Origin of the sequence: Leifsonia sp. ALI-44-B, assembly GCF_001984125.1 — a bacterium.
Classification (GTDB): domain Bacteria; phylum Actinomycetota; class Actinomycetes; order Actinomycetales; family Microbacteriaceae; genus Okibacterium.
Genome location: NZ_MTQL01000007.1, coordinates 1651981 through 1677645 on the forward strand (window position 1 = coordinate 1651981; position 25665 = coordinate 1677645).

Annotated in this window: 20 protein-coding genes; 11 read left to right on the forward strand and 9 right to left on the reverse strand. The window is 68.4% G+C overall.

The features are described from left to right. The 3 genes from ALI44B_RS14665 to ALI44B_RS14675 all read right to left on the reverse strand — a co-directional run bounded on the left by ALI44B_RS14665 (position 1) and on the right by ALI44B_RS14675 (position 3460). Complete coding sequence (locus ALI44B_RS14665; protein ID WP_077055290.1) at positions 1-1233, reverse strand: ABC transporter ATP-binding protein; 1233 nt, start codon at positions 1231-1233, stop codon at positions 1-3. 12 nt (positions 1234-1245) lie between these two features. Further along, the gene (locus tag ALI44B_RS14670) at positions 1246-2154 is read right to left on the reverse strand and encodes an ABC transporter permease (RefSeq protein ID WP_077055291.1); all 909 of its coding nucleotides are present in this window, start codon (positions 2152-2154) and stop codon (positions 1246-1248) included. Between the two features lie 112 nt (positions 2155-2266). After that, entirely contained in the window at positions 2267-3460 is a 1194-nt protein-coding gene (locus tag ALI44B_RS14675) for a glycosyltransferase family 2 protein (protein WP_238592224.1), read from the reverse strand. Positions 3461-3692: 232 nt separating this feature from the next. On the opposite strand from ALI44B_RS14675, the gene ALI44B_RS14680 reads away from it, so the two are divergent. The 3 genes from ALI44B_RS14680 to ALI44B_RS14690 all read left to right on the forward strand — a co-directional run bounded on the left by ALI44B_RS14680 (position 3693) and on the right by ALI44B_RS14690 (position 10462). Further along, entirely contained in the window at positions 3693-6185 is a 2493-nt protein-coding gene (locus ALI44B_RS14680) for a glycosyltransferase (protein ID WP_077055293.1), read from the forward strand. Between the two features lie 103 nt (positions 6186-6288). Next, positions 6289-8304, forward strand: coding sequence for a LasA N-terminal domain-containing protein (locus ALI44B_RS14685; protein WP_077055294.1), 2016 nt, complete (start codon positions 6289-6291; stop codon positions 8302-8304). A gap of 109 nt (positions 8305-8413) precedes the next feature. Continuing rightward, positions 8414-10462 carry a DUF7657 domain-containing protein gene (locus ALI44B_RS14690; protein WP_143459293.1) on the forward strand — a complete coding sequence of 683 codons (2049 nt, stop codon included), beginning with the start codon at positions 8414-8416 and terminating at the stop codon, positions 10460-10462. Positions 10463-10516: 54 nt separating this feature from the next. On the opposite strand, the gene ALI44B_RS14695 is transcribed toward ALI44B_RS14690, so the two are convergent. After that, on the reverse strand, positions 10517-11032 hold the full coding sequence (locus ALI44B_RS14695) for a GtrA family protein (RefSeq protein WP_077055296.1): 516 nt from the start codon (positions 11030-11032) through the stop codon (positions 10517-10519). A 188-nt stretch (positions 11033-11220) separates the two neighbouring features. Here ALI44B_RS14695 and ALI44B_RS14700 point away from each other — a divergent pair, with 188 nt between their 5' ends. Continuing rightward, positions 11221-12165, forward strand: a complete 945-nt coding sequence (locus ALI44B_RS14700) for a glycosyltransferase (RefSeq protein ID WP_077055297.1) — start codon at positions 11221-11223, stop codon at positions 12163-12165. A 61-nt stretch (positions 12166-12226) separates the two neighbouring features. Then, complete coding sequence (locus tag ALI44B_RS14705; protein ID WP_077055298.1) at positions 12227-13201, forward strand: glycosyltransferase family 2 protein; 975 nt, start codon at positions 12227-12229, stop codon at positions 13199-13201. 14 nt (positions 13202-13215) lie between these two features. Here the strand turns inward: ALI44B_RS14705 and ALI44B_RS14710 are convergent, their stop codons facing one another. From ALI44B_RS14710 to ALI44B_RS14725, 4 genes are all read right to left on the reverse strand, one after another. Beyond that, a complete protein-coding gene (locus tag ALI44B_RS14710) occupies positions 13216-14526 on the reverse strand; it encodes an O-antigen ligase family protein (RefSeq protein WP_238592225.1) in 1311 nt (436 codons plus the stop codon). After that, complete coding sequence (locus ALI44B_RS14715; protein ID WP_077055300.1) at positions 14523-15893, reverse strand: O-antigen ligase family protein; 1371 nt, start codon at positions 15891-15893, stop codon at positions 14523-14525. Before ALI44B_RS14715 ends, ALI44B_RS14710 begins: the two co-directional genes overlap by 4 nt. Positions 15894-16008: 115 nt before the next feature. Continuing rightward, positions 16009-17193 (reverse strand): acyl-CoA dehydrogenase family protein, encoded by a 1185-nt coding sequence (locus ALI44B_RS14720; RefSeq protein WP_077055301.1) that lies wholly within the window; start codon positions 17191-17193, stop codon positions 16009-16011. Positions 17194-17421: 228 nt separating this feature from the next. Further along, entirely contained in the window at positions 17422-18414 is a 993-nt protein-coding gene (locus tag ALI44B_RS14725) for a GlxA family transcriptional regulator (RefSeq protein WP_077055302.1), read from the reverse strand. Between the two features lie 91 nt (positions 18415-18505). Between ALI44B_RS14725 and ALI44B_RS14730 the strand changes: the two genes are divergently transcribed. From ALI44B_RS14730 to ALI44B_RS14750, 5 genes are all read left to right on the forward strand, one after another. After that, positions 18506-18868, forward strand: coding sequence for a hypothetical protein (locus tag ALI44B_RS14730; RefSeq protein WP_077055303.1), 363 nt, complete (start codon positions 18506-18508; stop codon positions 18866-18868). Beyond that, positions 18865-19836: a UDP-glucose 4-epimerase GalE gene (gene galE, locus ALI44B_RS14735; protein ID WP_077055304.1), complete on the forward strand. Its 972-nt coding sequence runs from the start codon at positions 18865-18867 to the stop codon at positions 19834-19836. Before ALI44B_RS14730 ends, galE begins: the two co-directional genes overlap by 4 nt. 184 nt (positions 19837-20020) lie before the next feature. Next, positions 20021-20335 carry a WhiB family transcriptional regulator gene (locus ALI44B_RS14740; RefSeq protein WP_077055305.1) on the forward strand — a complete coding sequence of 105 codons (315 nt, stop codon included), beginning with the start codon at positions 20021-20023 and terminating at the stop codon, positions 20333-20335. Positions 20336-20421: 86 nt separating this feature from the next. Next, complete coding sequence (locus tag ALI44B_RS14745; RefSeq protein WP_077055306.1) at positions 20422-23496, forward strand: glycosyltransferase family 2 protein; 3075 nt, start codon at positions 20422-20424, stop codon at positions 23494-23496. After that, positions 23489-24913, forward strand: a complete 1425-nt coding sequence (locus ALI44B_RS14750; protein WP_077055307.1) for a DUF5719 family protein — start codon at positions 23489-23491, stop codon at positions 24911-24913. Before ALI44B_RS14745 ends, ALI44B_RS14750 begins: the two co-directional genes overlap by 8 nt. Positions 24914-24942: 29 nt before the next feature. Here the strand turns inward: ALI44B_RS14750 and ALI44B_RS14755 are convergent, their stop codons facing one another. Further along, positions 24943-25398, reverse strand: a complete 456-nt coding sequence (locus ALI44B_RS14755; protein ID WP_077055308.1) for a metallopeptidase family protein — start codon at positions 25396-25398, stop codon at positions 24943-24945. A 60-nt stretch (positions 25399-25458) separates the two neighbouring features. On the opposite strand from ALI44B_RS14755, the gene ALI44B_RS14760 reads away from it, so the two are divergent. Then, positions 25459-25665, forward strand: a complete 207-nt coding sequence (locus ALI44B_RS14760) for a DUF3499 family protein (RefSeq protein WP_077055309.1) — start codon at positions 25459-25461, stop codon at positions 25663-25665.

Here is a 25665-nt window from a genome sequence, read left to right on the forward strand (position 1 = left end):
TCAGGAGATCTCCGCCATCTCGGGGCGGGCGTGCAGAATGCCGACGGCCAGCTCGTAGTCGGGCGCATCGAACGACGTGGCCTGCGGGAAGTCGTGCAGGTGTCGTCCGGCCATGTCCATGAGCGACGCGTTGATGAAGTACTTGCCCGTGCCCAGGTTGACGTCGTGCAGCGTGAGCTCGACGGTCTTCTGCCCGATCAGGCGTGGGAGCGGAGTGCCGAGGCGCTTCGAGGTCGTGCCATAGACCACCTGGCCCATCTCGTTGTCGATCTGCACGGCGGCGACCCACTCGTCGAGGCCGTCCTTGTGCTCGAAATCGACCTGGATTTTGAGGTCTCCACCTGGGGCGATGGGCTCGCCGACGGTTCCGCCGGCGGGGAAAGCGCGCACGGCCAAGACGCGGCCGTCGTCGCGACGCTGCACGGCGACGGGCTGTTCCTTCTTCTCGTCGAGGCGGCGGCCTTCGAGGATGTCGCGGAAGTCGGCGACGGCCTCGCGCGGGTTGCCGTCGAGCACGATCTTGCCCTTGTTGAGCAGCACGGCGCGGTCGCACAGCTCGACGACCTGGCCGAGCGAGTGGGTGACGAGGATGATGGTGCGACCCTCGGCCTGGAACGACCGGATCTTGTCGAGGCATTTGCGCTGGAAGGCCTCGTCGCCGACCGCGAGCACCTCGTCGACCAGCAGCAGGTCGGGGTCGGTGTGCACGGCCACCGAGAAGGCGAGGCGCACGTACATGCCGGACGAGTAGAACTTGACCTGCGTGTCGATGAAGTCGCCGATGCCCGAGAAGGTGAGGATGTCGTCGAACTTCGCCTCGGTCTCTTCGCGGCTGAGGCCCAGGATGGATGCGTTGAGGAACACGTTCTCGCGCCCCGTGAGGTCGGGGTGGAACCCGGCGCCCAGCTCGAGCAGCGCGGCGACGCGACCGCGGCGGGCCACCGTTCCGCGGGTGGGGTCGAGAATGCCGCCGATGACCTTCAGCAGCGTGCTCTTGCCCGAACCGTTGTGGCCGATGAGGCCGACGGTCGTGCCGGCCTGGACCTTCAGGTCGATGCCGTCGAGGGCCCAGAAGTCCTCTTTGTGGCGGCGCCCGGCGCGGCCGAACGTGACGATGCGCTCCTTGAGCGAGTTGTCCTTGCGAATCGTGAAGCGCTTGGCGACACCCTCGATCTCGACGATCGTCGGGCGGCCGGGGATCAGACCTTTTTCGGTGTCCGTTGCGGTAGTCATAGGGGAGTCGACCTACAGTTCCTGTGCGAAGTTGCCCTGCAGACGGGCGAAGACCCGCTGCGAGAAGAAGAGGACGATCAGGCCGACGCCGATCGCGATCAGCATGCGCAGCATGAGCTCGGGCGGGGCCGACATCGGGTTGTCGTGGCCGGCCGTCCAGAAGACGCGCTGGAAGCCCAGAACGGCCAGGGTGATCGGGTTGTTGGTGTAGACCTCGAGGATCCACGGGTGGCTGGCCGTGATGTTCTTGACCATCTCCCACGAGTAGACGATGGGGGAGGCCCACATGCCGAGCATCAGAACGACCTCGACGAGGTACTGCACGTCGCGCAGATAGACGTTCACGGCCGAGAGCAGGATGGCGAAGGCCGTGCCCCAGACGAGTAGCAAGAGCAGCGCGGGGATGAAGTAGATGGCCTCGGCCGAGAAGGGCGGCGATCCGAGCGCGAACGTTGCCGCGAGCAGGATGACGAGCTGGATGAGGAAGTTGAACCCGGCAGAGCCCACGCTCGCGAGAGGGAACACCTCTCGGGGCAGGTAGATCTTCTTGATCAAGCCGGCGTTCATGATGATGGACGACGTTCCGCCGCCCACGATCTCGCTGAACAGGCCGTAGGCCGTCAGACCCGTGTAGACGTAGATGGCGAACTCGGGGATGCCGCGCTCGGCGCCGAGGATCTTGCCCATGACGAAGTAGAAGATCGCGAGCTGGGTGAGGGGACGCACGAGGGTCCACACGAAGCCGAGGCTGGAGTCCTTGTAGCGCGACTTGATGTCGCGCCGCACGAGCAGACCGAGCATCTGCCGGTGCGCCAGAACACCTTTCAGCGCCGACCAGCTCGAGCCCACCTTGCCGCCGGACGAACCGACGGGGATGAGGGGTTGTTCGGCGAGCGTCTGGAATCGTTCCTGAGCTGTCATACCTGTTTGTTCCGTTCCGCTTCGGGCAGGGGAAAGCCCGTCGCACACTACGACTCAGGTAGCGTACCCCACCTGTTGCTGAGCGGCCCCCGAGTTCGCCCGGCCGGTCCCGCTAGCGGCGGCGCAGATTCTTGAGGGTGCCCGGAAGCTTCTTGGCCTCGCGCTGCGCCTCGCGTGCGCGGGCCCCGGCCCAGTCCGCGGCCTTCACGATCTTGCGGTCGTGGAACGCCTGCACCTGCGCCTCGAGAGAGCGGATGTGTTCGTCAGCGGCCTTCTTCTCGCGTTCGAGTCTGGCGCTCAGCTCGGCCTCGATCTCGGCGGCCTCGGCCCGCAGGGCGTCGGCGTCGGAGGCGGCGCGGGCGAGCTCATCCTCGAGTTCGGCGATGCGTGCGGCCTCGGCGATGAGCGCGCGACCGGTGGCCTGGCCGAGTGCCGTGACGTCGTCGGAGAAGAACACGTCGGGCTGTCCGGTCAGGTGCTCGTCTGAAACCGTGCGGTCGAGCATGAAGCGCCCGTCGGCGAGCCCCGCCTCGAACTCTTCGGCACTTGGATGCCGCACCAGATAGTAGGAGAGCAACGTGCCGCCGAGCAGCCGCCGGTAGTCGCGCATGCCGTGGTGGTTGGGGCTCGGCGTGAGCCCGGACACCTCATAGGCCGAGCCGGCGTTGCGCACCTTGTGCTCGTATTGCTTCCACGAGCGCCACGGCAGGTGCAGCACCTCGATCATGTAGGCGGGGTCGGGTTCGCCGTGGCTGGCGAGCGACACGTAGTGGTTGCCCTGGGCCACGTTCACCTCGGGGTCGCCGATGTGCGCTGCATCGTGCGTCGAATGCGCGAGCAGGCCCACGCGGTTGAGCTCCTCGACGGGGCGGCTGTCGCGATAGATCAGGCGGTCGAGCCCGGACCCCTCGGCAGCCGGCGCGCCGATCATGTCGATGACGGGCACGGTGAATGAGTGCAGATCGGTGGGGATGTTCTCGAACGCCTCTTTCAGCGTGAGCGAGCGGTTGTTCGGCACCCAGAACTCGTCGGCGTCGGCGTTCAGCACCCAGTCCGCGTCGTGCAGCGTCTTGGCGTCGCGCGCCATCTGCGTGACCATCTCGGCCTGTCGCTTGTCGTGCACGGGGTGGTGTCGCAGGTCGACCGTTCCGGCGGCGGCGTAGCGCTCGAGGATCTCGGTGGTGCCGTCGACCGAGCCGTTGTCGGTCGCGATGATGATGTCGACACCCTGTTGCAGGTGATGTTCGATCATCGCTTCGATGATGTCCGCTTCGTCGCGCACCATCAGGGTCATGGCTAATCTCATGGGTTCAGTTCCTCGTCGGGGGCCGCATTTCGCGGGCTTGCCGGGTTCGGGGGCACCGGCCGTGCCTCTATTATTGGCGGATACCGAAGGCCGGGCGTCGTGCCGCGCGGAACACGATCGTCGAAGTTTCTCAGAATGCTCTGGAAGACTCGGGGGATTGTGCCGTGCATCGACGTGCGGCGCCGCCAGCCAGCACAACGGACACCTCAGTCAACGGGAGAACATCCACACCATGGTTCAGACGACATCGGGCACCGTATCGGTCATCCTGGTCAATTTCCGGGGCACGCCCGACACGCTCGAGGCCATCCGGCACCTGAACGCGCTCGACTGGCCGGCCGACAAGCTCGAGATCGTCGTCGTCGAAAACGGCTCGGGCGATGACAGCGCCGAGGTGCTGGCGCGCGAGGCCCCGCAGGTGAAGCTCGTCGTCTCTGACGAGAACCTCGGCTTCGCGGGCGGTTGCAACCTGGGTGTGAGCCACAGCACGGGCGAGTTCGTCGCCTTCCTCAACAACGATGCCAAACCGGATGCCGGCTGGGTGCGCGCCGCGGTCGACCGCTTCGCCACGTCGCCCCGCGTGGGCGCCGTCGCCAGCCAGGTGCTCGACTGGGACGGCGAACGCGTCGACTTCATCGGCTCGGCCATGACCTGGTTCGGCATGGGCTACAAGCCGCTCACGGGCCAGCCGCTGCCCAAGAAGCAGAACGATGTGCCCGAGAACGTGCTGTTCGGCACCGGTTCGGCCATGTTCGTGCGCCGCTCGGTGTTCGACCGCCTGGGCGGTTTCGACGAGCGCTACTTCATGTTCTTCGAAGACGTCGACCTCGGCTGGCGCCTCAACCTGCTGGGCTACCGCTTCGCCTACGAGCCCGCCTCGCTCGCGTACCACAAGCACCACGCGTCGATGGCGTCGTTCGGCGAATACAAGGAGACCTACCTCCTCGAGCGCAACGCGCTCTACACGCTCTACAAGAACCTCGGCCAGGAGGCGCTCAACAACACGCTGAGCGCGACCCTGGCGCTCGCCGTGCGCCGTGCGGTTGCCCGCAGCGGCCACGACTCCACCGAGTTCGACCTGCGCAAGGTCGGCGGCGACCGCGACGAGAACATCGAGATGCCGCGCGATTCGATCGCCACGCTCTACGGTCTCGACCAGTTCGTCGAGCACCTGGGCGACCTCACCGAGACGCGCACGCACGTGCAAGAGACGCGCGTCGTCTCCGACCAGGTCATCTGGCGACTGTTCGGCGAGACCGACGCGCCCTCGTTCGGCGGCGACCACTTCCTGCGCGGCTACAGCACCATCGTCGAGACGTTCGACGTGCTCGACGCGCCCGACTCCACGCGCGTGCTGATCATCACGGGCGACCCGATCGGTCCCAAGATGGCCGGCCCCGCCATCCGTGCCTGGCACATGGCCGAGGCCCTGTCGGCCGACAACGACGTGCGCCTCGTGACCCTGTCGGGCATCACTCCGGTCGGCGCGCCCTTCGACATCGTGCACGTGGCCCCGGGCAACGAGAAAGACATGAAGAAGCTCGAAGAGTGGGCGGATGTCATCGTCTTCCAGGGCTTGGCCATGACCATGTTCCGCGCCATCCGCGACTCGACCAAGATCATCGTGGCCGACATCTACGACCCCATGCACCTCGAGCAGCTCGAGCAGGCCCGCGAGTTGGGCGACGCGCAGTGGACCATGCAGGTCGAGAGCGCCACCAACGTGCTCAACCAGCAGCTCGAGCGCGGCGACTTCTTCCTGTGCGCCTCCGAGCGTCAGCGCCACTTCTACCTGGGCCAGCTCGCCGCCCTCGGCCGCATCAACCCGCTCAACTACAAAGACGACCCCGACCTCACCGGGCTCATCAGCGTCGTGCCCTTCGGCCTCGAGGCCACGCCTCCCGCGCACGAGTACGACGTGCTGAAGGGTGTCGTCGCGGGCATCGAGAAGAAGGACAAGGTTCTGCTCTGGTCGGGTGGCCTCTACAACTGGTTCGATCCCAAGACGCTCATCCGCGCCGTCGCCCAGCTGAGCGAGACGCACGACAACATCCGCCTGTTCTTCCAGGGCACCAAGCATCCGCACCCCGGTGTGCCCGAGATGGCCATCGTGGGGGAGTGCCGCCGCCTCGCCACCGAGCTGGGCGTGCTCAACCGCTCGGTGTTCTTCAACGACTCGTGGGTCGACTACACGGCTCGTCAGAACTTCCTCACCGAGGCCGACGCGGGCGTCTCGACGCATTACTCGCACGTCGAGACCACGTTCTCGTTCCGCACGCGCATCCTCGACTACCTCTGGGCCGAGCTGCCCATGGTCGTCACCGAGGGCGACCACTTCGCCGACCTGGTTCAGGCCGAGGGGCTGGGTATCGCGGTTCCGGCCGAAGACGTCGACGCCCTGACCGCCGCGCTCGACAAGGTGCTTTTCGACAATGCGTTCCACGCCGAGTCCAAGGAGAACATCCGTCGCGTGCGCGAGTCCTATAAGTGGGATCGCGTGCTCGAGCCGCTGACGTCCTTCGTAGCCGAGGCGCGGCATGCCAACGACCTCGTGTCTTCGGGCATGATCGGGGCGGGAGCATCCGAGGCCCGTGCGCGCGTGCGTCGTCAGCCCACACCCTTCGGGCCGCTGCGCGACGTGCAGCTGGTCTGGTTCTATGTGAAGCAGGGCGGCCCGCGCATGCTGCTCAGCAAGGTGAAGGGGCGCCTGCTCAAGCGGCGTTAAAACTAAAGTTCTACTCAGGCTTGAAGGTCGGGTTATCATTCACATGGATAGACCGTGACCTCGAAGGGCCAGAGCCTTGCAACTCCGCAGAATTTTCACAGCAGTGCTGGCTCTTGTCGCGCTCGTCGCCGGCCTCGCGTTGACGGCTCCCGCCGCTCCCGCCGAGGCCGCGAACAACGCCGATTTCCGGGCCGACAACATCATCTCGGACAGCGTGTTCTTCAACAGCAACACGATGTCGGCGGGTGACATCCAGAACTTCCTCGCGGACAAGGGGCGCAACTGCGTCGCCGGAAGCGCGCCCTGCATCAAGGACTTCCGAGCGGATTCGCCCAGTCGCCCCGCCCAGGGTGCCGGCCACTGCGGCGCCTACCCGGGTGGCACCAACGAGCTCGCCTCGACCATCATCTACAAGGCCGCCAAGGCCTGCGGCATCAACCCGCAGGTTCTGATCGTGACGCTCGAGAAGGAACAGAGCCTCATCACGGGCTCGCGTCCGTCGGCCACGCGCTTCGCCATCGCCATGGGGTTCGACTGCCCCGACACGCGTGCCTGCGGCTCGAGCTCGATGGGCTTCGAATACCAGATGTACAAGGCGGCCTGGCAGTTCCGTCAGTACACGCTCACCCCCAACTACTTCCGCTACAAGCCCGGCAACATCGCCGTGCAGTTCAACCCGAACGCGGCCTGCGGTTCGACCATCGTCAACATCAAGAACCAGGCCACGGCCAACCTCTACAACTACACGCCCTACCAGCCGAACGCAGCGGCGCTGCGCGCCGGTGCCGGCGTCGGCGACAGCTGCTCGGCCTACGGCAACCGCAACTTCTTCCGCTTCTTCACCGACTGGTTCGGCAAGACGACGACCGCCAACAACCCGGTGGGCGGATTCTCGCTGCAGGCCGAAAAGGGTGGCTTCCACGTCGAGGGTTGGGCTCTCGACCCCGACGACAAGACCAAGTCATTGCGCATCGACGTGTACGCGAACGGCGTCGGCGCCGGTTCGTTCACCGCTAACGCGTGGCGCCCCGACATCCCCGTGAGCTACCCCGGCGCGAGCAACAACCTGGGCATGGATGCGTCGCTCGACAACGAGGGCGGCGCGCAGAACATCTGCGTCTACGCCATCAACATCGGCTCGGGCGACAACACCCTGCTCGGTTGCAAGGACCTCACCATCGAGACGGCCTCCCCGCACGGCGGCACCTCGCTCGACGTTCAGCCGGGCGGCGTGCGCCTCACGGGCTGGACGCTCGACACCGACACCAAAGCCGCCCTGGCAGTGCACGTCTACATCGACGGCAAGGGCCAGCAGATCCTCGCCAACACCTCGCGCCCCGACGTGGGTCGCGTGTTCCCGGGCTTCGGCGACAACCACGGCATCGACGCATCCTTCGCCCTCAGCCCCGGCAAGCACAACCTGTGTGCCTATGGGATCAACGTGGGCCGCGGCTCGAACAAGACCCTGGGATGCTATGACTTCACGGTCGAGAACCCGAACCCGTTCGGCGGCATGGACGTGACGGCGATGCCGGGCGGCGCACAGCTGCGCGGCTGGACGATCGACCCCAACACGACCGTGCCCATCCAGGTGCACGTGTACACGGACGGCAAGGCACAGGCCGTCACCACGGCCAACGCCAACCGCACCGACGTCGGCCGCGTGTACCCCAAGTTCGGCGCCAACCACGGCATCGACACTTTCCTCCCCATGTCGGCAGGCACGCACCAGGTGTGTGCATACGGCATCAACGTCAACTACGGCGTGAACACGCTGCTGGGGTGCTCCACGGTGACCGTGCAGTCGGGCTCGCCCTTCGGCGGAACCGACATCACCCCGGTCGCGGGCGGCGCCCAGCTGCGCGGGTGGGCGATCGACCCCGACACGGCCAACCCGATCCAGGTGCACGTGTACGTAGACGGCGCCGCGCGCGCCATCACGGCCAACGCATCCCGCCCGGATGTCGGACGCGCGTACCCGATGTACGGTTCGAACCACGGAATCGACACGACGCTCAAGCTGTCGAGGGGCACGCACCAGGTGTGTTCCTACGGCATCAACGTCGGGCCCGGCACGAACAACCTGCTGGCCTGTCAGACGGTGAACGTCACCTCCTGACGCGGCGCGGGTTCGGATGGTCTGAGGATCGATCGGTAAGCTCCTACGAGGGTGCGTGACGCTCGACCCGAACGACCGCTTCTTCGAGCGGCAGACAGCCGAAGGAACCATGACGAACCGAACACTCGACTCTGCCCGCGCCCGCTTCGCCGCGGCCCGAGACCGTTTCGACCGTGCCGTGCAGCCCACAGCCGATGCCCTGCCCAACCGCCGGGTGCTCTGGTCCTTCCCGGCGCTCATCGCCGTGTTCTTCGTCATCATGGTCGCAACGGGCATCTCGGGCACCTCGTCGGGCAATTACTGGGCGACCTTCGGCGACGGGCAGAAAGACCCGGCGCTGATCTCGGGCGAACCCCGCGGCATCCGCAGCGACGAATGGCTCGTGCAGTCGAGCTGGATCGTCTCGCAGGAGGAGCAGGGCTTCCCCGTCGAGAACCAGACCCTCCCGGGCGGCATGGACCTCACGGTGCAGAACGATGCGCCCACGTGGGACTGGTCGACGGCCTTCCGACCGCATATCGCGGGCTTCCTTGCCCTGCCGCTCGATCAGGGCATGGCCGTGCGCTGGTGGTTGCCCGGTCTCGCGGTCATCGTCGCCGCCTACCTCTTCTCGGTCACCATGATGCCCCGACGGCCGGTCACCTCGGCGCTGCTCGCGGTGGGCCTCTTCTTCACCCCCATCCTGCAGTGGTGGTTCCTGCCGACGACCCTCTGGCCGGTGGCGCTCGCTTTCACCGCCATGGCCGCGATCATCTGGATCTTCCGGCATCCGCGCCTCGGGGTGCGCATCGCGTGGGCCGCCGTGACGGGGTATTTGGCCGTGACCACGGCCATGTCGATCTACGCCCCATTCATCGTCCCCGCGGCGCTCGTCGTGCTGTTCTTCTTCATCGGCGCGTGGATCAGCGAGGCCCGTCGGCAGGAGCTCTCCTTCCGCGCATCCCTTGTGCGCATCAGCCCGCTCCTGGCAGCGGCCGTCGGTGCCGGCGTCGTCATGGTGCTGTGGATCCTCACGCGCCTCGACACCATCAGGGCGCTCTTCGGCACGGTCTACCCGGGCCAGCGGCTCGAGGGCACGGGGCTGCTGTCGGCCAAGGGTCTCGTGTCCCTCTTTGCCGGCCCGTTCAACGAGGCCCTCACGAACTCGGCGTTCAGCCAAGATCAGTCGAACTATCTCGGGGCCAACCAGTCCGAGGCGGCCGGCGTCGTCCTCTACGCGTTCTTCTTCCTCATCCCGCTCGCCTGGATCGTCGTGGCCGACTGGCGGGCGTCTCGTCGCCTCAACTGGATCGCGCTGGCCGTCATCGGCTGCACGGTGTTCGTCACGGCCTATCTGCTCATTCCCGGCTGGGATGCGATCGCGCACCTGCTCTTCGTCGACCGCACGACGGTGGCGCGCATCCGTCTGGCCTACGCCATCCTCGGCATCGTGTCGATCGTCGTGCTGCTGAAGCGACTCGACAAGCGCGACATCCGCCTGCCGGGGAGTGTCGTCTGGACCACCGTGGCCCTCACGGCCGGCAGCATCCTCTTCACGGCCGTGGTGCTGACCGTGGTCGACCCGCTCGTTCCGAACCTCGCGGCGCACTGGCGCATCACCGCCGTGCTCATCGTGCTGGGCGTCTTCTTCATCCTGAAGCGGTGGGCGGTGGCCGGCGCGGCCGTCATCCTCGTGGCCGCGCTGTTCATCGGCTCGGGTGTGAACCCGCTCTACCGCGGAGTCTTCGACCTGAACGACACCGAGATCGGCGAGGCCGTCGATCGCGTCAACGCCGAAGACCCGGGCACCTGGGTGGGCATCGGTTCGTATGTGCCGACGGCCGTGCTGGTCGAGTCGGGCGTGCGCGCGATGAACGGCGTGCAGACCTACCCGCCGACCGAGATGTGGGACCAGATCGACCCCGACGACCGCTACGAAGAGATCTGGAACCGGCTGGCGAACGTGAACTGGGTTCCCGGCGAGGGTGAGCCCGTGCCGACCAACCCGGTGCGCGACCAGATCCACGTGTCGTTCGACGCCTGCAGCGACTTCGCCGAGGAGCACGTCTCCTACGTCTTGTCGGAGGTCCCGATCGATGAGACGTGTGCGACCCCCGTCGAGACGGTCACAGAAGGCGGATCGACTCTGACGATCTATGAGGTCCAGCCCGACAAATAGGGCGGATGCTCGGTCGGCCGATGCCCCTGAGTCGGCGCCTGCCTCCGAGCCGGACTAGGCCTCGGAGCCGGCCGGGCGCGTGAACGGGTCGTCCGAGCCGGGCTCGGTCGACGGACCGGGCTGCGCGGGCCCATCGGCCTGCTTCGGGAAGACGAAACGGCCATAGGTGACGTAGCGGAACGCCGTGGCGACGATCTGGCCGATGACCGTGCCGAAGATGTTGTCCGAGACGGCGTCGTCGAGGTGCAGCACGTAACGCGAGAACCCGAGGCACGCGAGCTGCAGGCCGCCCGCGATGAGGTTGATGACCACGAAGATCGCGATCTGCCGGGCCGAAACCCGCGTGGGCCGGTCGCGGTAGGTGAGGAACTTATTGCCCACATACGTGGCGACGGATGCCGTGGCGATCGAGATGATCTTGGCGACGAGCGGCAGGTCGTGCAAAACGCCGTGCCCACCCCAGTAGACGAGCAGGTTGTAGAGGCCCGCGTCGACGAGGAAGGCCAGTCCGCCGATGACGAGGAACGAGCTTCCTCTGGCGATCTCGATCAGAGCGCGGCTTCTCGCCATTGTCGGGTTCTCCTCGGGTTTTGGGGGCGCCCAGCCAGCGGGCCGCGCACCTCCCGATTGTACGGTCCGGGCCCGGGACTGCGCCGCGCGCTCGCGCTCACCGACCCGCGCCAGCCGTCTAGTAAGCTCATCTCCGGCACCGCCCGGACGAGCGACCGGTGCCCCCATACATTTACGGAGTATCACCAGTGTCTCAATTCGACGGTTTGACCATCGCCTGCATCGTTCCCTGCCACAACGAAGAAGTTGCCGTTGGAACGGTCGTCGCCGACCTCAAGCGCGCGCTGCCGACGGCCGACATCTACGTCTACGACAACCGCTCCATCGACAACACGGTCGAGGTCGCCCGCGCGGCCGGCGCCATCGTGCGGCACGAGCACATCAAGGGCAAGGGCAACGTGGTGCGCCGCGCCTTCGCCGACATCGAAGCCGATATCTACCTCATGATCGACGGCGACGACACCTACGACGCCTCGGCCGCGCCGCGCATGATCGAGACCCTGCTCGAGGGCCCTTACGACCACGTCCTGGGCGTGCGCAAAGAGACGACCGCCACGTCCTACCGCCCCGGCCACTCCACGGGCAACAAGGCGTTCAACAACCTCATCTCGGGTGTGTTCGGCGCTCGCGTCAACGACATGCTCTCGGGCTACCGCATCTTCTCGCGGCGCTTCGTCAAATCGTTCCCGGCCGTCTCGCGCGAGTTCGAGATCGAAACCGAGCTCACGGTGCACAGCGTCAGCCTGCGGGTGCCGCAGACCGAGGTCGAGGTGGGCTTCAAGGACCGGCCAGAGGGCAGCGAGTCGAAGCTCAGCACCTACCGCGACGGCTTCAAGATCTTGAACCTCATCGTGAGCCTCGTACGTCACGAGCGGCCCGTCCTCTTCCACGGCCTCATCGCGGCACTGCTCGCCATCATCTCGATCATCGTGGCGATTCCCGTAATCATCGACTTCTTCCAGACGGGGCTCGTGCCGCGGCTGCCGACGGCGGTGGCGGCATCCTCGCTCTTCGTGATCGCGGCGCTCGTGTTGTTCCTCGGCTTCGTGCTCGACGGCATCACCAAGTCGCGACACGAGAACGCGCGGTTGACCTACCTCGAATTCCCGGCCGTCGGCCACAAGTCCCGCTAGATTCACTCATTCCTTTCGCCGCCGATTCGTTGACCCGCCGACTCCTGACGAGAACCGCTCCGTGACCCTCACCGTTTCCGTCGCGCTGTGCACCTACAACGGTGCGCGGTTCATCGGCGAGCAGTTGTCGAGCATCCTGGCGCAGAGCCGCATGCCCGACGAGATCGTGGTGTCCGACGACGGTTCTCGCGACGAGACGCTCACGATCGTCGAGCGGATGTCGGCCACGGCGCCCATTCCCGTGCGCGTGCTCTCGGGGCTCGAACCGCTCGGTGTGACGCGCAACTTCGAGCGCGCCATCCGGGCCACGGCGGGCGAGATCATCGTGCTGAGCGACCAGGATGACATCTGGAAGGCCGACCGCGTCGAGCGCTGCGTGCGCCTCTTCGAGCAGCAGGATGACGTCGACTTCGTATTCGGGGACGCGCAGATGGTCGATGCGAACGGCGCCGACCTGGGGTACACGCTGTTCGAGGCCCTCGAGTTCCGGCCGGACGAGCGCCGCGACGTGCAATGCCCGTCGGCGTTCGACACGCTGCTGCGCCGCAACGTGGCGACGGGCGCGACCGCGGCGTTCCGGCGCCGGTTGGCCGACGCCGCCATGCCGTTCCCCGCCGACTGGGTGCACGACGAATGGCTGGCCATCATCGCCTCGTTGACGGGCCGCCTGGCCGTGATCGACGAACCGCTCATTGACTACCGCCAGCACGGCGCCAACCAGATCGGCATGCGCAAACCCGGCTTCGCGCAGAAGGTGTCGCGCGTGCTCGAACCGCGCGGCGACCGCAACCGCGCGCTCGTGCGCCGCACCGAGGCGCTGGTCGAGCGCATGCTCGAGGCTGACTTCCCCGCCGAGCACGAGCACCTCGAGGCGGCCGAGGGCAAGCTGCGCATCGAGCGCGTGCGCGCGGGCCTGCCGAAGAACCGCCTGCTCAGGCTGCCCACCGTGCTGCGCGAGGCGAAGACGGGCGACTACGAGCGCTACACGAGCCAGGGGCGCGCCGAGGTCCTGCGCGACCTTCTCCAGCCCGCCTGAGCGCTGCCTCGGCTCTACTCGAGCGGCGGCTGCGGCACGAGCGTCTCTTTCGAGCGCAGGCGGCGGCGCCAGCTCTGACCCTGGGACGCATTCGCGGCGCACACCACGAGCAGCAGCCAGCCGGCATCCAGCAGGGCGAAGCTTTCGGCGGCCGACGTGGCGATGACGACCACGAGCACGAGCGCCGGCCACGTGTAGGTGACGACGCGGCGGTTGGACGCCAGCAGCCAGGAGCGCACGAACGCCAGTCCGACGAGCGCGACGAAGGCCAGCAGCCCGACGAGCCCCACCTGCAGATAGACGTCGAGGAACGCGTTGAGGCCCGTCGAGTGCCCGCGCGAGAGCGCGAAGTCGATATTGGCGAATGGCGGGATGCCGGTGCGCCAGAAGCCGGCCCACCCCCAGCCCTCGAGGGGGTGCACGGGAATGAGCTGCCACATCTGGATCCACAGTGAGTAGCGGTACTCGAACTCGCTGCCCACGTTGAGCAGGTTGATGACGCGCACGCGCGCGAGATAAGTGGCGACGGCCCCCACGACGGTCAGGCCGAGGAGCGCCCACTGCAGCCGCAGCCGCACATCGGGTTTGGCCTTGCGCAGCCCGTAGAGGGCCAGTGTGGCGAACAGCAGCACCGTGACGACCAACCAGGTGACGGGGGAGCCGCTGAAGAGCAGAGCCGCCCCGCCGAGGATGGCCGAGAAAATGAAGAGGCCTCGCGTGATGGAGCGCGTGCGCCACTCGATCACGAACGTGACGATGGCGATGACGGCCACGAAGCCCAGCATGTTTCGCGTGCCGAAGACGCCCTGGATGGGGCCGCCGAGGGCGAGCGCGCCGTCGACGCCGAGGAAGCGGAACGGCACGTCGAGGATGAGGCCCGAGAGGATCTCGACCCCGAAGGACAACACGAGCAGGAATCGCAACACCGTGCCGACCGAGCGCACGATCTGGATCAGGTCGCGCGTGAGCACGATCGTGATGCCGAGGAACGCGAACGCGGCCTGATAGAGCACGCTCGAGGCCGTGACCCACTGGTACTCGGTCCAGAACGCCGAGAGCCCGCACCATCCGATGAAGACCAGGATGGAGATGGGCAGCAGGCCGTGCCACTCGATGGCGTCGCGCCGCGCGATGAGGATGCCGATGCCGAGCACCACGAGCACCACGAGGGCGCCGATGAGCCCGGGCCAGCCGATGATCGCGCGGATGGCGGGCGTGGCAAACGCCAGTCCGAAGGTGATCAGGCTGAAGGCGGCCGCCGCGTGGGGGCTCTGAAAAGCCTCGGGCACCTCGCGTACGGCCCGCGGCCCGCGACGGTCACTCACGCCGGTTCGACCTCGTAGCGCACGGGGTCGGCGGCCGCGGCATCCGAGTCGATCACGGGGTGCTGCTTCGATTTGAGGGCGAAGAGCGTGAGCAGCACCCATCCCGATTCGATGAGGATGCGGCTCTCGGCGAAGCTCTGCACGATGAGCACCGTGATGATGAGCAGCGGCAGCAGGCTGAGCGCCGTGTAGGGGCGGTCGTCGCGCAGGTCGAAGCGCGGCCGGTCGACGGCCAGGAACCACACGCGCCAGAGCGTGGCGAACACGACGGCCGCGAAGACGATGACGCCCAGGATGCCGAGCTGCAACCACACGTCGAGCCACGCGTTGTGCGCCTGCAACTGCACCACGCCGTGGCGCACCACGAGGGAGTCGAACGGTTTGACCCACGGCACCCACGGGCTCGAGAAGCCGAGGCCGAAGACGGGGGTCTGGGCCGCGAGCGATTGCACCGTGTCCCAGATCTCGAGCCGGCCCGTCAGGTCGGAACTCTTGCCGAGCAGGCCGAGCAGGGGGCGGGAGAACACCGTGGCGCCGAGCACCAGGCCCGCGCCCACGACGACCACGCCGAGACTCAAGGCCCGTCGGGCGGCGGCCGATGCTGCATGCCGGAAGCCGAGGGCCGCGGCCAGGGCCACGGCGGCGATGGCGGCCGCGACGATCATGGTGCTCGACCGCGTGAGCAGGAACTCGAGCACCGCGAGGCCCAGCCAGAACCAGCCGCGGAAGCCCCTGGCGGTCTTGCCGGCCAGCTGCAGCGAGAAGACGATGATGCCGATGAGGGCGATGACGCCCAGCAGGTTGGCGTTGCCCACGATGCCCTGGATGCGATCGCCCGTGAAGAGTTCGTTGCGCGACCAATACGACAGCGCCGGATGCTTGCCCTCGGTGCCGATCAGCGTGACGGGCAGCAGCGGATGCCGCAACACCACGCTCACGAGCAACTCGAACAGGATCGACAGCCCGAGCACCCACTTGACCGCGGCGCCCAGCGCCCGCAAGACCTCTGGCCAGCTCAGCATGGTCGCCACGAACAACCCGGCGAACGTGCACACGACGACGCCGAGCAGCGTGAACGCGCTGGCCCCGGGATAGGCCGACCAGGCCAGCGACGCGAACGCCAGCAGCAGATAGGCGATGAGCGACTTGGGCAGGCGCGTCGCGTCGATGCGCGGGCGTTCTTTCACGAACAGCACGACGAGCCACACCGTGACGGCCACGGCGATGATGGAGAAGCCCCACATGGTGAAGGCGTTGCGCAACGCGTCGCCGGCGAAAGCGACGAAGAGCGCGGACGCGGCGGCGGCCCGAACCTGGAGTCGCCAGGTGCTCTCCGACGCTGGCGGGAGAACGCGCGTGCGGGTCATGTGTTCTACGGTAGCGCGTCGAAGCCGTGAGGAGACGGGGGAGGGCATGGGAATCCGCCGCCCCGCCGCCCGGCCGTCATGAACATCCGGTGATCACCGCGCGATCGTCCGGCGATCAGACGAACGCGGCCTCGCCCGTGATGGCCCGGCCGACGATGAGCGCGTTCATCTCGCGCGTGCCCTCATAGGAGTAGAGCGCCTCGGCATCCGCGAAGAACCGGGCCACGTCGTAGTCGAGCACGATGCCGTTGCCGCCGAAGATCTCGCGCGCCCACGCGACCGTCTCGCGCATGCGGGCCGTGCAATACGCCTTGGCCAGGGCCGAGTGTTCGTCTCGCTGCGTGCCCGCATCGTGCATCTCGGAGACGCGCACGCACATGGCGAGCGACGCCGTGATGTTGCCGAGGCACTTCGAGAGCAGGTCCTGGATGAGCTGGTGCGCGGCGATGGGCTTGCCGAACTGGATGCGCTCCTTCGAGTAGCGCACGGCCGCCTCGTAGGCGCCGATGGCCACGCCGACGCTCGACCAGGCCACGCCGGCGCGCGTCAGCCGCAGGACGGCGGCCGTGTCGCGGAAGGAGTTGGCGTTCTGCAGGCGCAGCCGCTCGGGCACGCGCACGTTCTCGAGCGTGATGTCGGCGTTCTGCACGGCGCGCAGGCTGATCTTGCCCGCGATCTTGGTGGCCGTGTAGCCGGGGGTGTCGGTCGGCACGATGAAGCCCAGCACCTTGCCCGTCTCGGCATCCTTGGCCCAGATGATCGTGATGTCGCTGAAGGTGGCGTTGCCGATCCAGCGCTTCTGACCGTTCAGCAACCAGTCGCCCGTGTCGGCATCGCGCGTCGCGGTCGTGCGCAGGCCCTGCGCGCTGTCGCTGCCCGAGAGGGGTTCCGTCAGGCCGAAGGCGCCGATGACCTCGCCCGACGCGAGCTTGGGCAGCCATTCGGCGCGCTGTTCCTCCGAGCCGCACACGCCGATCGAACCCATGGTGAGGCCGTCTTGCACACCCAGGAACGTGGCGACCGAGGCATCCACGCGCGAGAGTTCGAGGGCCAGCATGCCGCGGAACACGGCCGAGTTCGTAAATGGTGCTGTCTCGGGCCACGAGTAACGGGCCGCGTCGGTGGCGAAGAGCCCCGGAAGGATGTCGTGCGGGAATTCGGCCTTCTCCCACGCCTCGTTCACGACGGGTTTCACCTCGCGCTCGAGGTGCTCGCGCAGGCGGCCGAGCGCCTCCCGCTCATCGTCGGTGAGGGTGGACGCGAAATCGTAGAAATCGCTGGCGAGGGTGTCGAACGGCATGTCGTGCTCCAGTGCTCGAGAGGCGTGATCGGATGCCCGTCGAGGCGACAGCGCGTCGACGAGCGTCGGGCTCAGCCTAGGCACGCGAGAGCGGGGCGGTTCAATCGCTTGAGCGTTTGGACGAAACCGGGCGCGAGCCCGGCGGGGCGCTTTGTAGGGTGCCGCCAACAGGGTCGGGTCGGTCGACCACGCGTGCCGTGTTGACCGCGCTCGGCCGCGCCCGCCCGGTCAGCCCGCCAGCTCCCGCATGCGCTCCTCGGCGCTCGGCAGGCTGCGCCCGAAGGTGCGGCGATAGTCGTTCGGGGTCGTGTGCAGCACCTTCACGAAGTGGTGCCGCATGACGGATGCCGAGCCGAAGCCCGCCTCCTGCGCGACGCGCTCGAGCCCCTCGTCGCCGTGTTCGAGCAGGTGCTGCGCTCGCAGCAGGCGCTGGCGGTTGAGCCACGCGGCCGGTGTGGCCCCGAGTTCGGCCCGGAACCGGCGCGCGAACGTGCGCTCCGACATGTGCGCCTTCTGCGCCAGCAACTCGACGGGCAGCTCCTCAGCCAGGTTCTCGAGCATCCAATCGGTCACGGCCGCCAGCGAGTCGCTAGCGCGCGTCGGCACGGGGAAGGGGATGTACTGCGCCTGACCCCCGTCGCGGTGCGGCGGCACGACCATGCGACGCGCGATGACGTTGGCGGCGGCCTGGCCGTGCTCGCGGCGCACGAGGTGCAGGCAGGCGTCGATGCCGGCCGCGGTACCGGCGCCCGTGATGACGCCGCGGTCCTCGATGTAGAGCACGTTGGGGTCGACATCCGTGAGCGGGAATTGGGCGGCCAGGCGCGCGCTGTGCTGCCAGTGCGTGGTGCTGCGGCGGCCGTCGAGCAGCCCGGCCTCGGCCAACACGAAAGCTCCCGTGCACACGCTCAGCACCCACGCGCCGCGCGCCTCGGCCTGGCGCAAGAGGTCGAGGGATGCCTCGTCGATCGAGTCCGACACCGAATGCATGTTCGCGACCACGGCGATGAGATCGGCATCCTCGGCGGCCTCCAGCCCGTGCTCGACCGTGATGTCGAAGCCGAGGCTCGTGCGGATGGGCCCCGGATGCGCCGTCACGATCGTGAAATCGAACGGGGGAGCGCCCTCGTCGGTGCGGTCGATGCCGAAGACCTCGCACACGACGCCGAACTCGAACGGGGCGACGCCGGGGGCCACGAGGAGGGCGACTTTTCTCAGCATGGGCGGTCCGTTCGTCGAATGGCAGGAATGAGGCGAAGTGTGGCAACTCTGCCACTCGTGGCAGGAAAGCGCAAGGAGAAGGATTACTGCCATGACCTCCTTACTCTTGCTCGCCGGCCTCGGCATCCTCGCCCTCACCGCCTCGGCCTACACGGTCGTCGACCTCCTGCGCGACGGATACCGCCACCGCGCCACGCTCGACGGGCCGGAACCCGACCGCACGATCGACCGCACGATCCAGCGGTCGTCGGCGCCGTCGCAACAGCGCTCGCCGGAACACGAGCCGGGACTCGAGCCGGAACCCGAGCCGGGGCATCGGCCGCATGCCGGTGTCCGCCGATCGCGACTCGGCGCCCGCGATAAGGTAGCCAGGAAAACGTCGACGTCCTCCGCGGCGAAAGCGGCCGCGCGCCGCACCGCTCGGGCGTCGCATCACGCGATGGAGGGCGAATGACCTGGTTGGTCACCGGCGGTGCCGGATATATCGGAGCACATGTGGTTCGAGCATTCCAACGGGAGGGCATCGGGGTCGTCGTCCTCGACGACCTGTCGTCGGGCCATGAGCGCTTCGTGCCGGCCGATGTGCCGTTCGTGCGGGGCAGCATCCTCGATGGCGCCCTCGTTCTCGACACGCTGAAGAAGCACGACATCACGGGCGTCGTGCACGTCGCGGGCTTCAAATACGCGGGCGTCTCGGTGCAGCGCCCCCTGCACACTTACGAACAGAACGTCACGGGCACGCAGGTGCTGCTCGCGGCCATGGACGAAGCGGATGTCTCGAGCATCGTCTTCTCGTCGAGCGCCGCCGTCTATGGCACGCCCGACACCGACCTCGTCACCGAGGACACCCCCAAGAACCCGCAGTCGCCGTATGGCGAGTCGAAGCTCATCGGCGAGTGGCTGCTGCGCGACCAGGGCGTCGCCCGCGGCCTGGCCCACACGAGCCTGCGCTACTTCAACGTCGTCGGCTCGGGCTACCCCGACGTCTACGACACGAGCCCCCACAACCTGTTCCCGCTGGTGTTCGAGGCGCTCATCGAGGGCCGCACGCCGAAGATCAACGGCAACGACTACCCGACCGCCGATGGCACGTGCGAGCGGGACTACATCCATGTGGCCGATCTCGCGACCTCGCACGTGGCCGCCGCGAAGCGCCTCGACGCGGGCCAGAGCATCGAACCCGTCTACAACCTGGGTTCGGGCGACGGCGCCTCGGTCGGCCAGATCATGTCGACGGTGGCCCAGGTGACGGGCATCGACTTCGAGCCCGAGATCACGCCGCGCCGCCCCGGCGACCCGGCCCGCATCGTGGCGTCCGGCGAGCGGGCCGCGCGCGATCTCGACTGGACCATGCGCCACACGCTGGCCGAGATGGTCGAATCGGCCTGGTCGGCGCGCAAGGCCTCCGCTGCCGCTGAATAACGAGTCGTGCTCGGATGTCTCGCGAGAGGCATCCGGGCCGCGACACGCCGACAAACCCTCAACAACTCTCCATCCGAACTTGAGGGTTTACTATCCGCGACTTGACGGCAGGGTAATGACAACGGTGTAATTATGTCGAGGCACCGGTCGGTGCATAGGGGATTTTCACCAGAAAGGGGCAGCCATGGCACCCGAGTATCGCGCTGGCGTCCCCGACGACTGGTTCGTCGATCCCGTTCAGCTCGGCGTTCCCGGGGTGCGCAAGCCCGTCGAGGACGACGCGCTCGCCTGGCAGACCGATTCGCTCTGCGCCCAGACCGACCCCGAAGCCTTCTTCCCCGAAAAGGGCGGCTCCACGCGCGATGCCAAGCGCATCTGCTCGAGCTGCGAAGTGCGGTCGCAGTGCCTCGAATACGCTCTCGAAAACGACGAGCGCTTCGGCATCTGGGGCGGCCTCTCCGAGCGCGAGCGTCGCAAGCTCAAGAAGCGCGCGGGCTAACACCCCGGCGTCGGCTCGTGGCCAAATGTGAGCCACGCCACCGCGCCTGACGGGCGCAGCAAGAACGCGAGCTTAGGGTTGAGCCGATGTCTCCCCGAGTAACAGCGATCATCGTCGTCCACGACGGAACAGGTCCCACCGCGTCCCCCCGTGCACACGACCCCGCCGACGACCAGCGGCACCTTCGGCGTACCCTCGACGCCGTCGCGGCGCAAACTCGCCGCCCCGACACGGTCATCGTGGTCGCGTGCGCCACACCCGAGGCCGAACTCGAGCTCGTGCGCCGAGCCGTGCCCGACCGCATCGTCACCTCTAACGACCGTCTGTCGTTCGGCCAGGCGGTCGCCGCGGGGCTCCGCGTCGCCGAGCCGCCCGCCTCCGACGACGACTTCCTCTGGCTGCTCGCGCAAGACACGGCCCCCGAACCGGATGCCCTGGCGCGCCTCGTCGGCTCGCTCGAGGTGTCGCCCTCGGTGGCCGTCGCCGCCCCCAAGAACGTGGATTGGCCCGACGGCTCGACGCTCGTCTCCTTCGGCCAGTCGATGACCCCGTTCGGCACGACGGTCGAACTGGTCGAGAACGAACTCGACCAGGGCCAGCACGACACCGCGAGCGACGTGCTCGGCGCCGCGCCCGCGGGTCTCCTCGTGCGCCACCGCGTCTGGGACGAGGTCGGCGGCTTCGACCCCGGCCTGCCGACGACCGACGACGGCCTCGACTTCTCCACGCGCGTGCGCCTCGCCGGGCACCGCGTCGCGCTCGTGCCCGACGCCGTCATCCTCACGGCCGGCGACGGTGTCGCGGGCCCCAACCGCTCGAAGCGCGCGCACGCCCGCCGTCGACGCGCCCGGGCCGCCCGCACCGCTCAGCTGCACCGCCGCCTCGTCTACGCGCCCGCCGCCGTCGTGTGGCTGCACTGGCTGAGCCTCGTTCCGCTCGCCGTTTTGCGCGCCATCTGGCGCCTCCTCTCGAAGACCCCCGAGTTCGTCGGCGGCGAGCTCGCGGCCGCGTTCGTCACGGCTTTCGGCGGCACGAAGGTGCTCGCGGCTCGCAAACGCCTGAAGAACTCCAAGACGGTCGGATGGTCGTCGGTGCAACCGCTCCGCTTGCCCTTCGCCGAAGTGCGTCGACGCCGACGCCTCAGCCGCGAGGCCGGCCAGGTCGTCTACACGGTCGAACGCAGCGAGCTGCGGTTCTTCTCCGGGGGCGCGGCGTGGGTCGTGCTCGCATCCGCTCTCGCCGGCGTCATCGCGTTCTTCTCCTTGCTGCCCGCGACTGCTCTGCAGGGTGGCGGCCTCCTGCCGCTGTCCGAGCAGGTGCCGCAGCTCTGGCAGCACATCGGCTATGGCTGGCGCGATATCGGCCTCGGCTTCGTCGGTGCGGCCGACCCGTTCTCGGCCGTGCTCGCGGTGCTCGGATCGATCACGTTCTGGGAGCCCTCCTACGCGCTCGTGCTGCTGTGGCTGCTGGCCTTCCCGCTCGCCACGCTCGGTGCGTGGTTCGCGGCGACGCGGCTCACCGAGCGCAGCGGCTACCGCATCTTCGCGGCCATCGTCTGGACGCTCGCGCCCACGTTCCTCTCGTCGCTCGCCGACGGCCGCCCGGCCGCCGTTCTCGTGCACCTGCTGTTGCCCTGGCTGTTCTATGTCGGAGCCGTCGTGGCGCGGTCGTGGGCTTCTGCCGGCACGGCCTCGCTGCTGCTCGCGGCCACCGTCGCCGCGGCGCCCTCGCTCGCCCCCGCCATGGTCGTGCTGTGGGTTCTCGCGCTCGTGCTGTCGCGCAAGGCCATCGTGCGCGTCGTGTGGACCATCATTCCGACCGCCGCTTTGTTCGCCCCGCTCGTGTGGCAGCAGGGCATCGTGGGCGGCAACTGGTTGCGTCTGCTGGCAGACCCCGGCCTGCCCATCGTCGGTCCGCAGCCCACCGGATGGCAGCTCGCGCTCGGTTTCCCGGCCGGTGACGAGGGCGGATGGCTCACGTTCGGCCAGTCCCTCGGGCTCCCCGCCGAGGTGCTGCACATCCTCGTGCCCGTGCTGCTCGCACCCCTTGCCCTGCTCGCGCTCGCGGCGCTCTTCCTGCCCGGCAGCGTGCGCGCGGCCGTTCTCCTCTTCGTCGGCCTGCTCGGCCTGGTCACGGCGGTCGGCGCCTCGCACCTCATGCTCACGTTCGTCGGGTCGTTCAACACCTCGGTGTGGGCCGGTCCCGCGCTCAGCCTCTACTGGATCGGCCTCGTCGGGGCGGCCGTCGTGGGTCTCGACAGCCTGCGTCGCGCGGGCCGCGCGCCCGCCGTCGTCTCGGCGCTCATGCTCGCCGCCGTGGCCGTGCCCCTCGTCGCCGCGGGCGCCCTCGGCACGTCGGTCGTGCAGCGCACCGACGGGCGCACCCTGCCGGCCTACGTGGCCGCGGCCGCCGCTCAGGAGCCGCGCGCCGGAACGCTCATCCTCACGCCGCAGCCCGACGGCGGGCTCGCCGCCCAGCTCGTGCGCGGCGCGGGGGAGACCCTCGACCGACAGTCCACCATCGTCAGCACCGACCCCGTGGTCGAGGACGACGATCTGCGCCTGGCCACCCTCGCGGGCAACCTGGTGTCGCAGTCGGGCTACGACCTGCAGGCGGGCCTCGAGGAGAACGGCATCCGCTTCATCCTCGTCGCGCCGCCCGCCACCAACCGCGGCGAATCGGCGACCACCCGTTCCGAGGAGCTGCGCGTGCGCGCGATCTCGGCCCTCGACGGCAACGCGCAGCTGGCTCACGTGGGCGAAACGGGCCGCGGGATGCTGTGGCGCAACGACGGCGAGGCCTCGACGGGTCCGGCCCCCGAGACGACGCCGCTCTGGTCGAACGTCGTGCTCATCGGCACGGGCGTCGTGTTCCTCATCGCCCTGCTGCTCTCCATCCCGACCGCCGCCTCGCGCCGTGCCACCGAGTCGACGCCCCGCACGGTGGGTCGCCGCGACCGCGTCCGGCCCGAGCGTCGCCGCCGCCGCGCCAAGGAACCCGCCGTGGATGCGACCGAGGTGGGCGTGACGGCCGCGGGAACGCAGCATCCGGAGCCCATCGAAGTCGCCGCGGAGGACCTGCCGGACGAGGAGCAGAAGACGACGGATCATCACTCCGACGAAGACCGAACCGCCGAGCGAGAGGAGCACACCCGTGGCTAACACACGTCGCGCGGCAGCCGTTGGCGGCCGCATCGTCTCGGGCGTCGTCGGCCTCGCGCTGGCCGGAGCCGCCATCTTCGCCGCCGGAACGGTGCAATTGCCCGACCTCGGCCGCGAAGCCCCGCGCACCTCGGTCACCCCCGAGGGAGCCAGCCAGCTGCGCGCCTGCGCCGGGCCTCTGCTGCAGCTCGCCTCGACCGACACGGCCCTCGCCGCCGTGCAGTCCATCGGGGCCGCCACCACCACGCTCTCCGGCCGCGACGCCGCTCAGGAGCCCCTGGCCTCGCCCGACAACACGTCCGGTGACGCCTCGGGTCTGCCCCTGCGGCTCACGGCCCCCACCGACGACAGCTCCGATGCCGCGGCACTCCTCGCGGGCGCGCAATCGCAATTCGCCGACCAGGAGAACGTCTTCGGGGCAGCGGCCGCCGATTGCGCCGAACCGTCCGCCAACAGCTGGGTCGTCGCCGGCTCGACCGAGGTCGGGCGCACGAGCCTGCTCGTGCTCACGAACCCCACCGCGCAGGATGCCGTCGTCGACCTCGAGTTCTCGGGCGAGGACGGGCCCATCCAGGCGCCCGGTTCGCAGGGCATCATCGTGCAGACCGGTCAGCAGAAGGTCTTCTCGCTCGCGGCCTTCGCGCCCAACGTGGTCATGCCCGTCGTACACGTGACGACGCGCGGCGGACAGGTGAGCGCCGTGATCCAGCAGTCGGTCGTGCGCGGCCTGACCCCCACGGGCGTCGACTGGGCGGGCGCGACGGTCGCCCCGCGCACCGAGGTGACGATCCCGGGCTTCGTGGTTCCGGGCGATATCCCCGCCACGGCGAACGACGACGCCTACGACGATCAGGCTCCCGTCATCCGTGTTTTCGTGCCGGGGGAGGACGACGCCGACGTGGCGCTCAACTTCATCGGCGAGGGCGACGATCAGAACGCGCCGGCGCCGCTCAGCGTCACGGTGCCGCACCAGTCGGCCGGCGAGATCAACCTCGCGAGCCTCGACCCGGGCAACTACACCATCGTTCTCACCTCGACGCAGCCTCTCGTGGCGGCCGGGCGTTCGACCGCCGTCGCGGGCGACAAGAGCGACTTCGCGTGGTCGCCGGCATCGGATGCACTCGGCGCAGCCGCCTCGTTCGCCGTCCCCGCCGGGCAGAACCCCGTGCTGCACCTCTCGAACCCCGGCTCGACGGCGCTCGACGCGACGCTGGATGGCGGGGGCGAGAACCGCTCGCTGACCGTCATGCCCGGCACCGCCGTGACCGTGCCGCTGAAGGAGAACTCGGGTTACACGCTGACGGGAGCCGTCGGAGCGTTCGGACGCGTCGTCTACTCGGGCGATCGCGGTATCGCGGGCTTCTCGATCGCGCCGACCAACCCGGCCGCCGATACGGTCACGGTATACGTGCGCTGAATCTGAGCTCGCCTCGAGCGGATGCCTCTTTAGAGGAAGCGGAACCGCTCGGGCCCGAGATCCCACGGGTCGCGGCCGAGCAGCTCGGCCGTTGCACGGAACACGCAGCTCTCGATCATCATGCGCTGGTGCAGCTCGTCGTCGCGGTGCAGCCGGCTGAGTCGCTGGATGGGCAGCCGGTAGAGCACGATGCGCCGGGCCGCCGGGAACGTGGCCCAGCGAGGGACTCCGCCGCCCTCGGGCGCCTCGGCGGGCATGGGCGCCACCTCGTAGCGCACGCTCGACAATTCTTCGGGCCACGAGCCGCGCAGGAACTCGGCCGTAGACGCGACCGTCGAATCGAACAGGTCGAGGCGGTTCTGCAGCATGGGCAGGTGCGGCCCCGTGACGGCACTGCGGCCCGATCGCCCGTGCCGGTCGTGTCGCACCGCGCGCTGTGAGGCGTTGCGCTCGGGGTAGGAGCTTCCCCGGGTTCGTCTGGCCATGCATCCAGTGTAGGCCGCTGTCAGGCACAGCCCGGCCGCCAACTTGTACGCTGTCTGACTGTGACCGAACGACTCTGCACCAAGGTGGGATGCCGCCGCCCGGCCGTCGCCACGCTCACCTACGATTATTCGGATTCCCTGGTCGTCGTCGGTCCGCTCGGCCTCACGCCCGACCCGCACAGCTACGACCTGTGCGCGCTACACGCCGACCGCCTGAGTGTTCCCCAGGGGTGGTCCGTCATACGCCATGCGTCGATGCGAGAATAA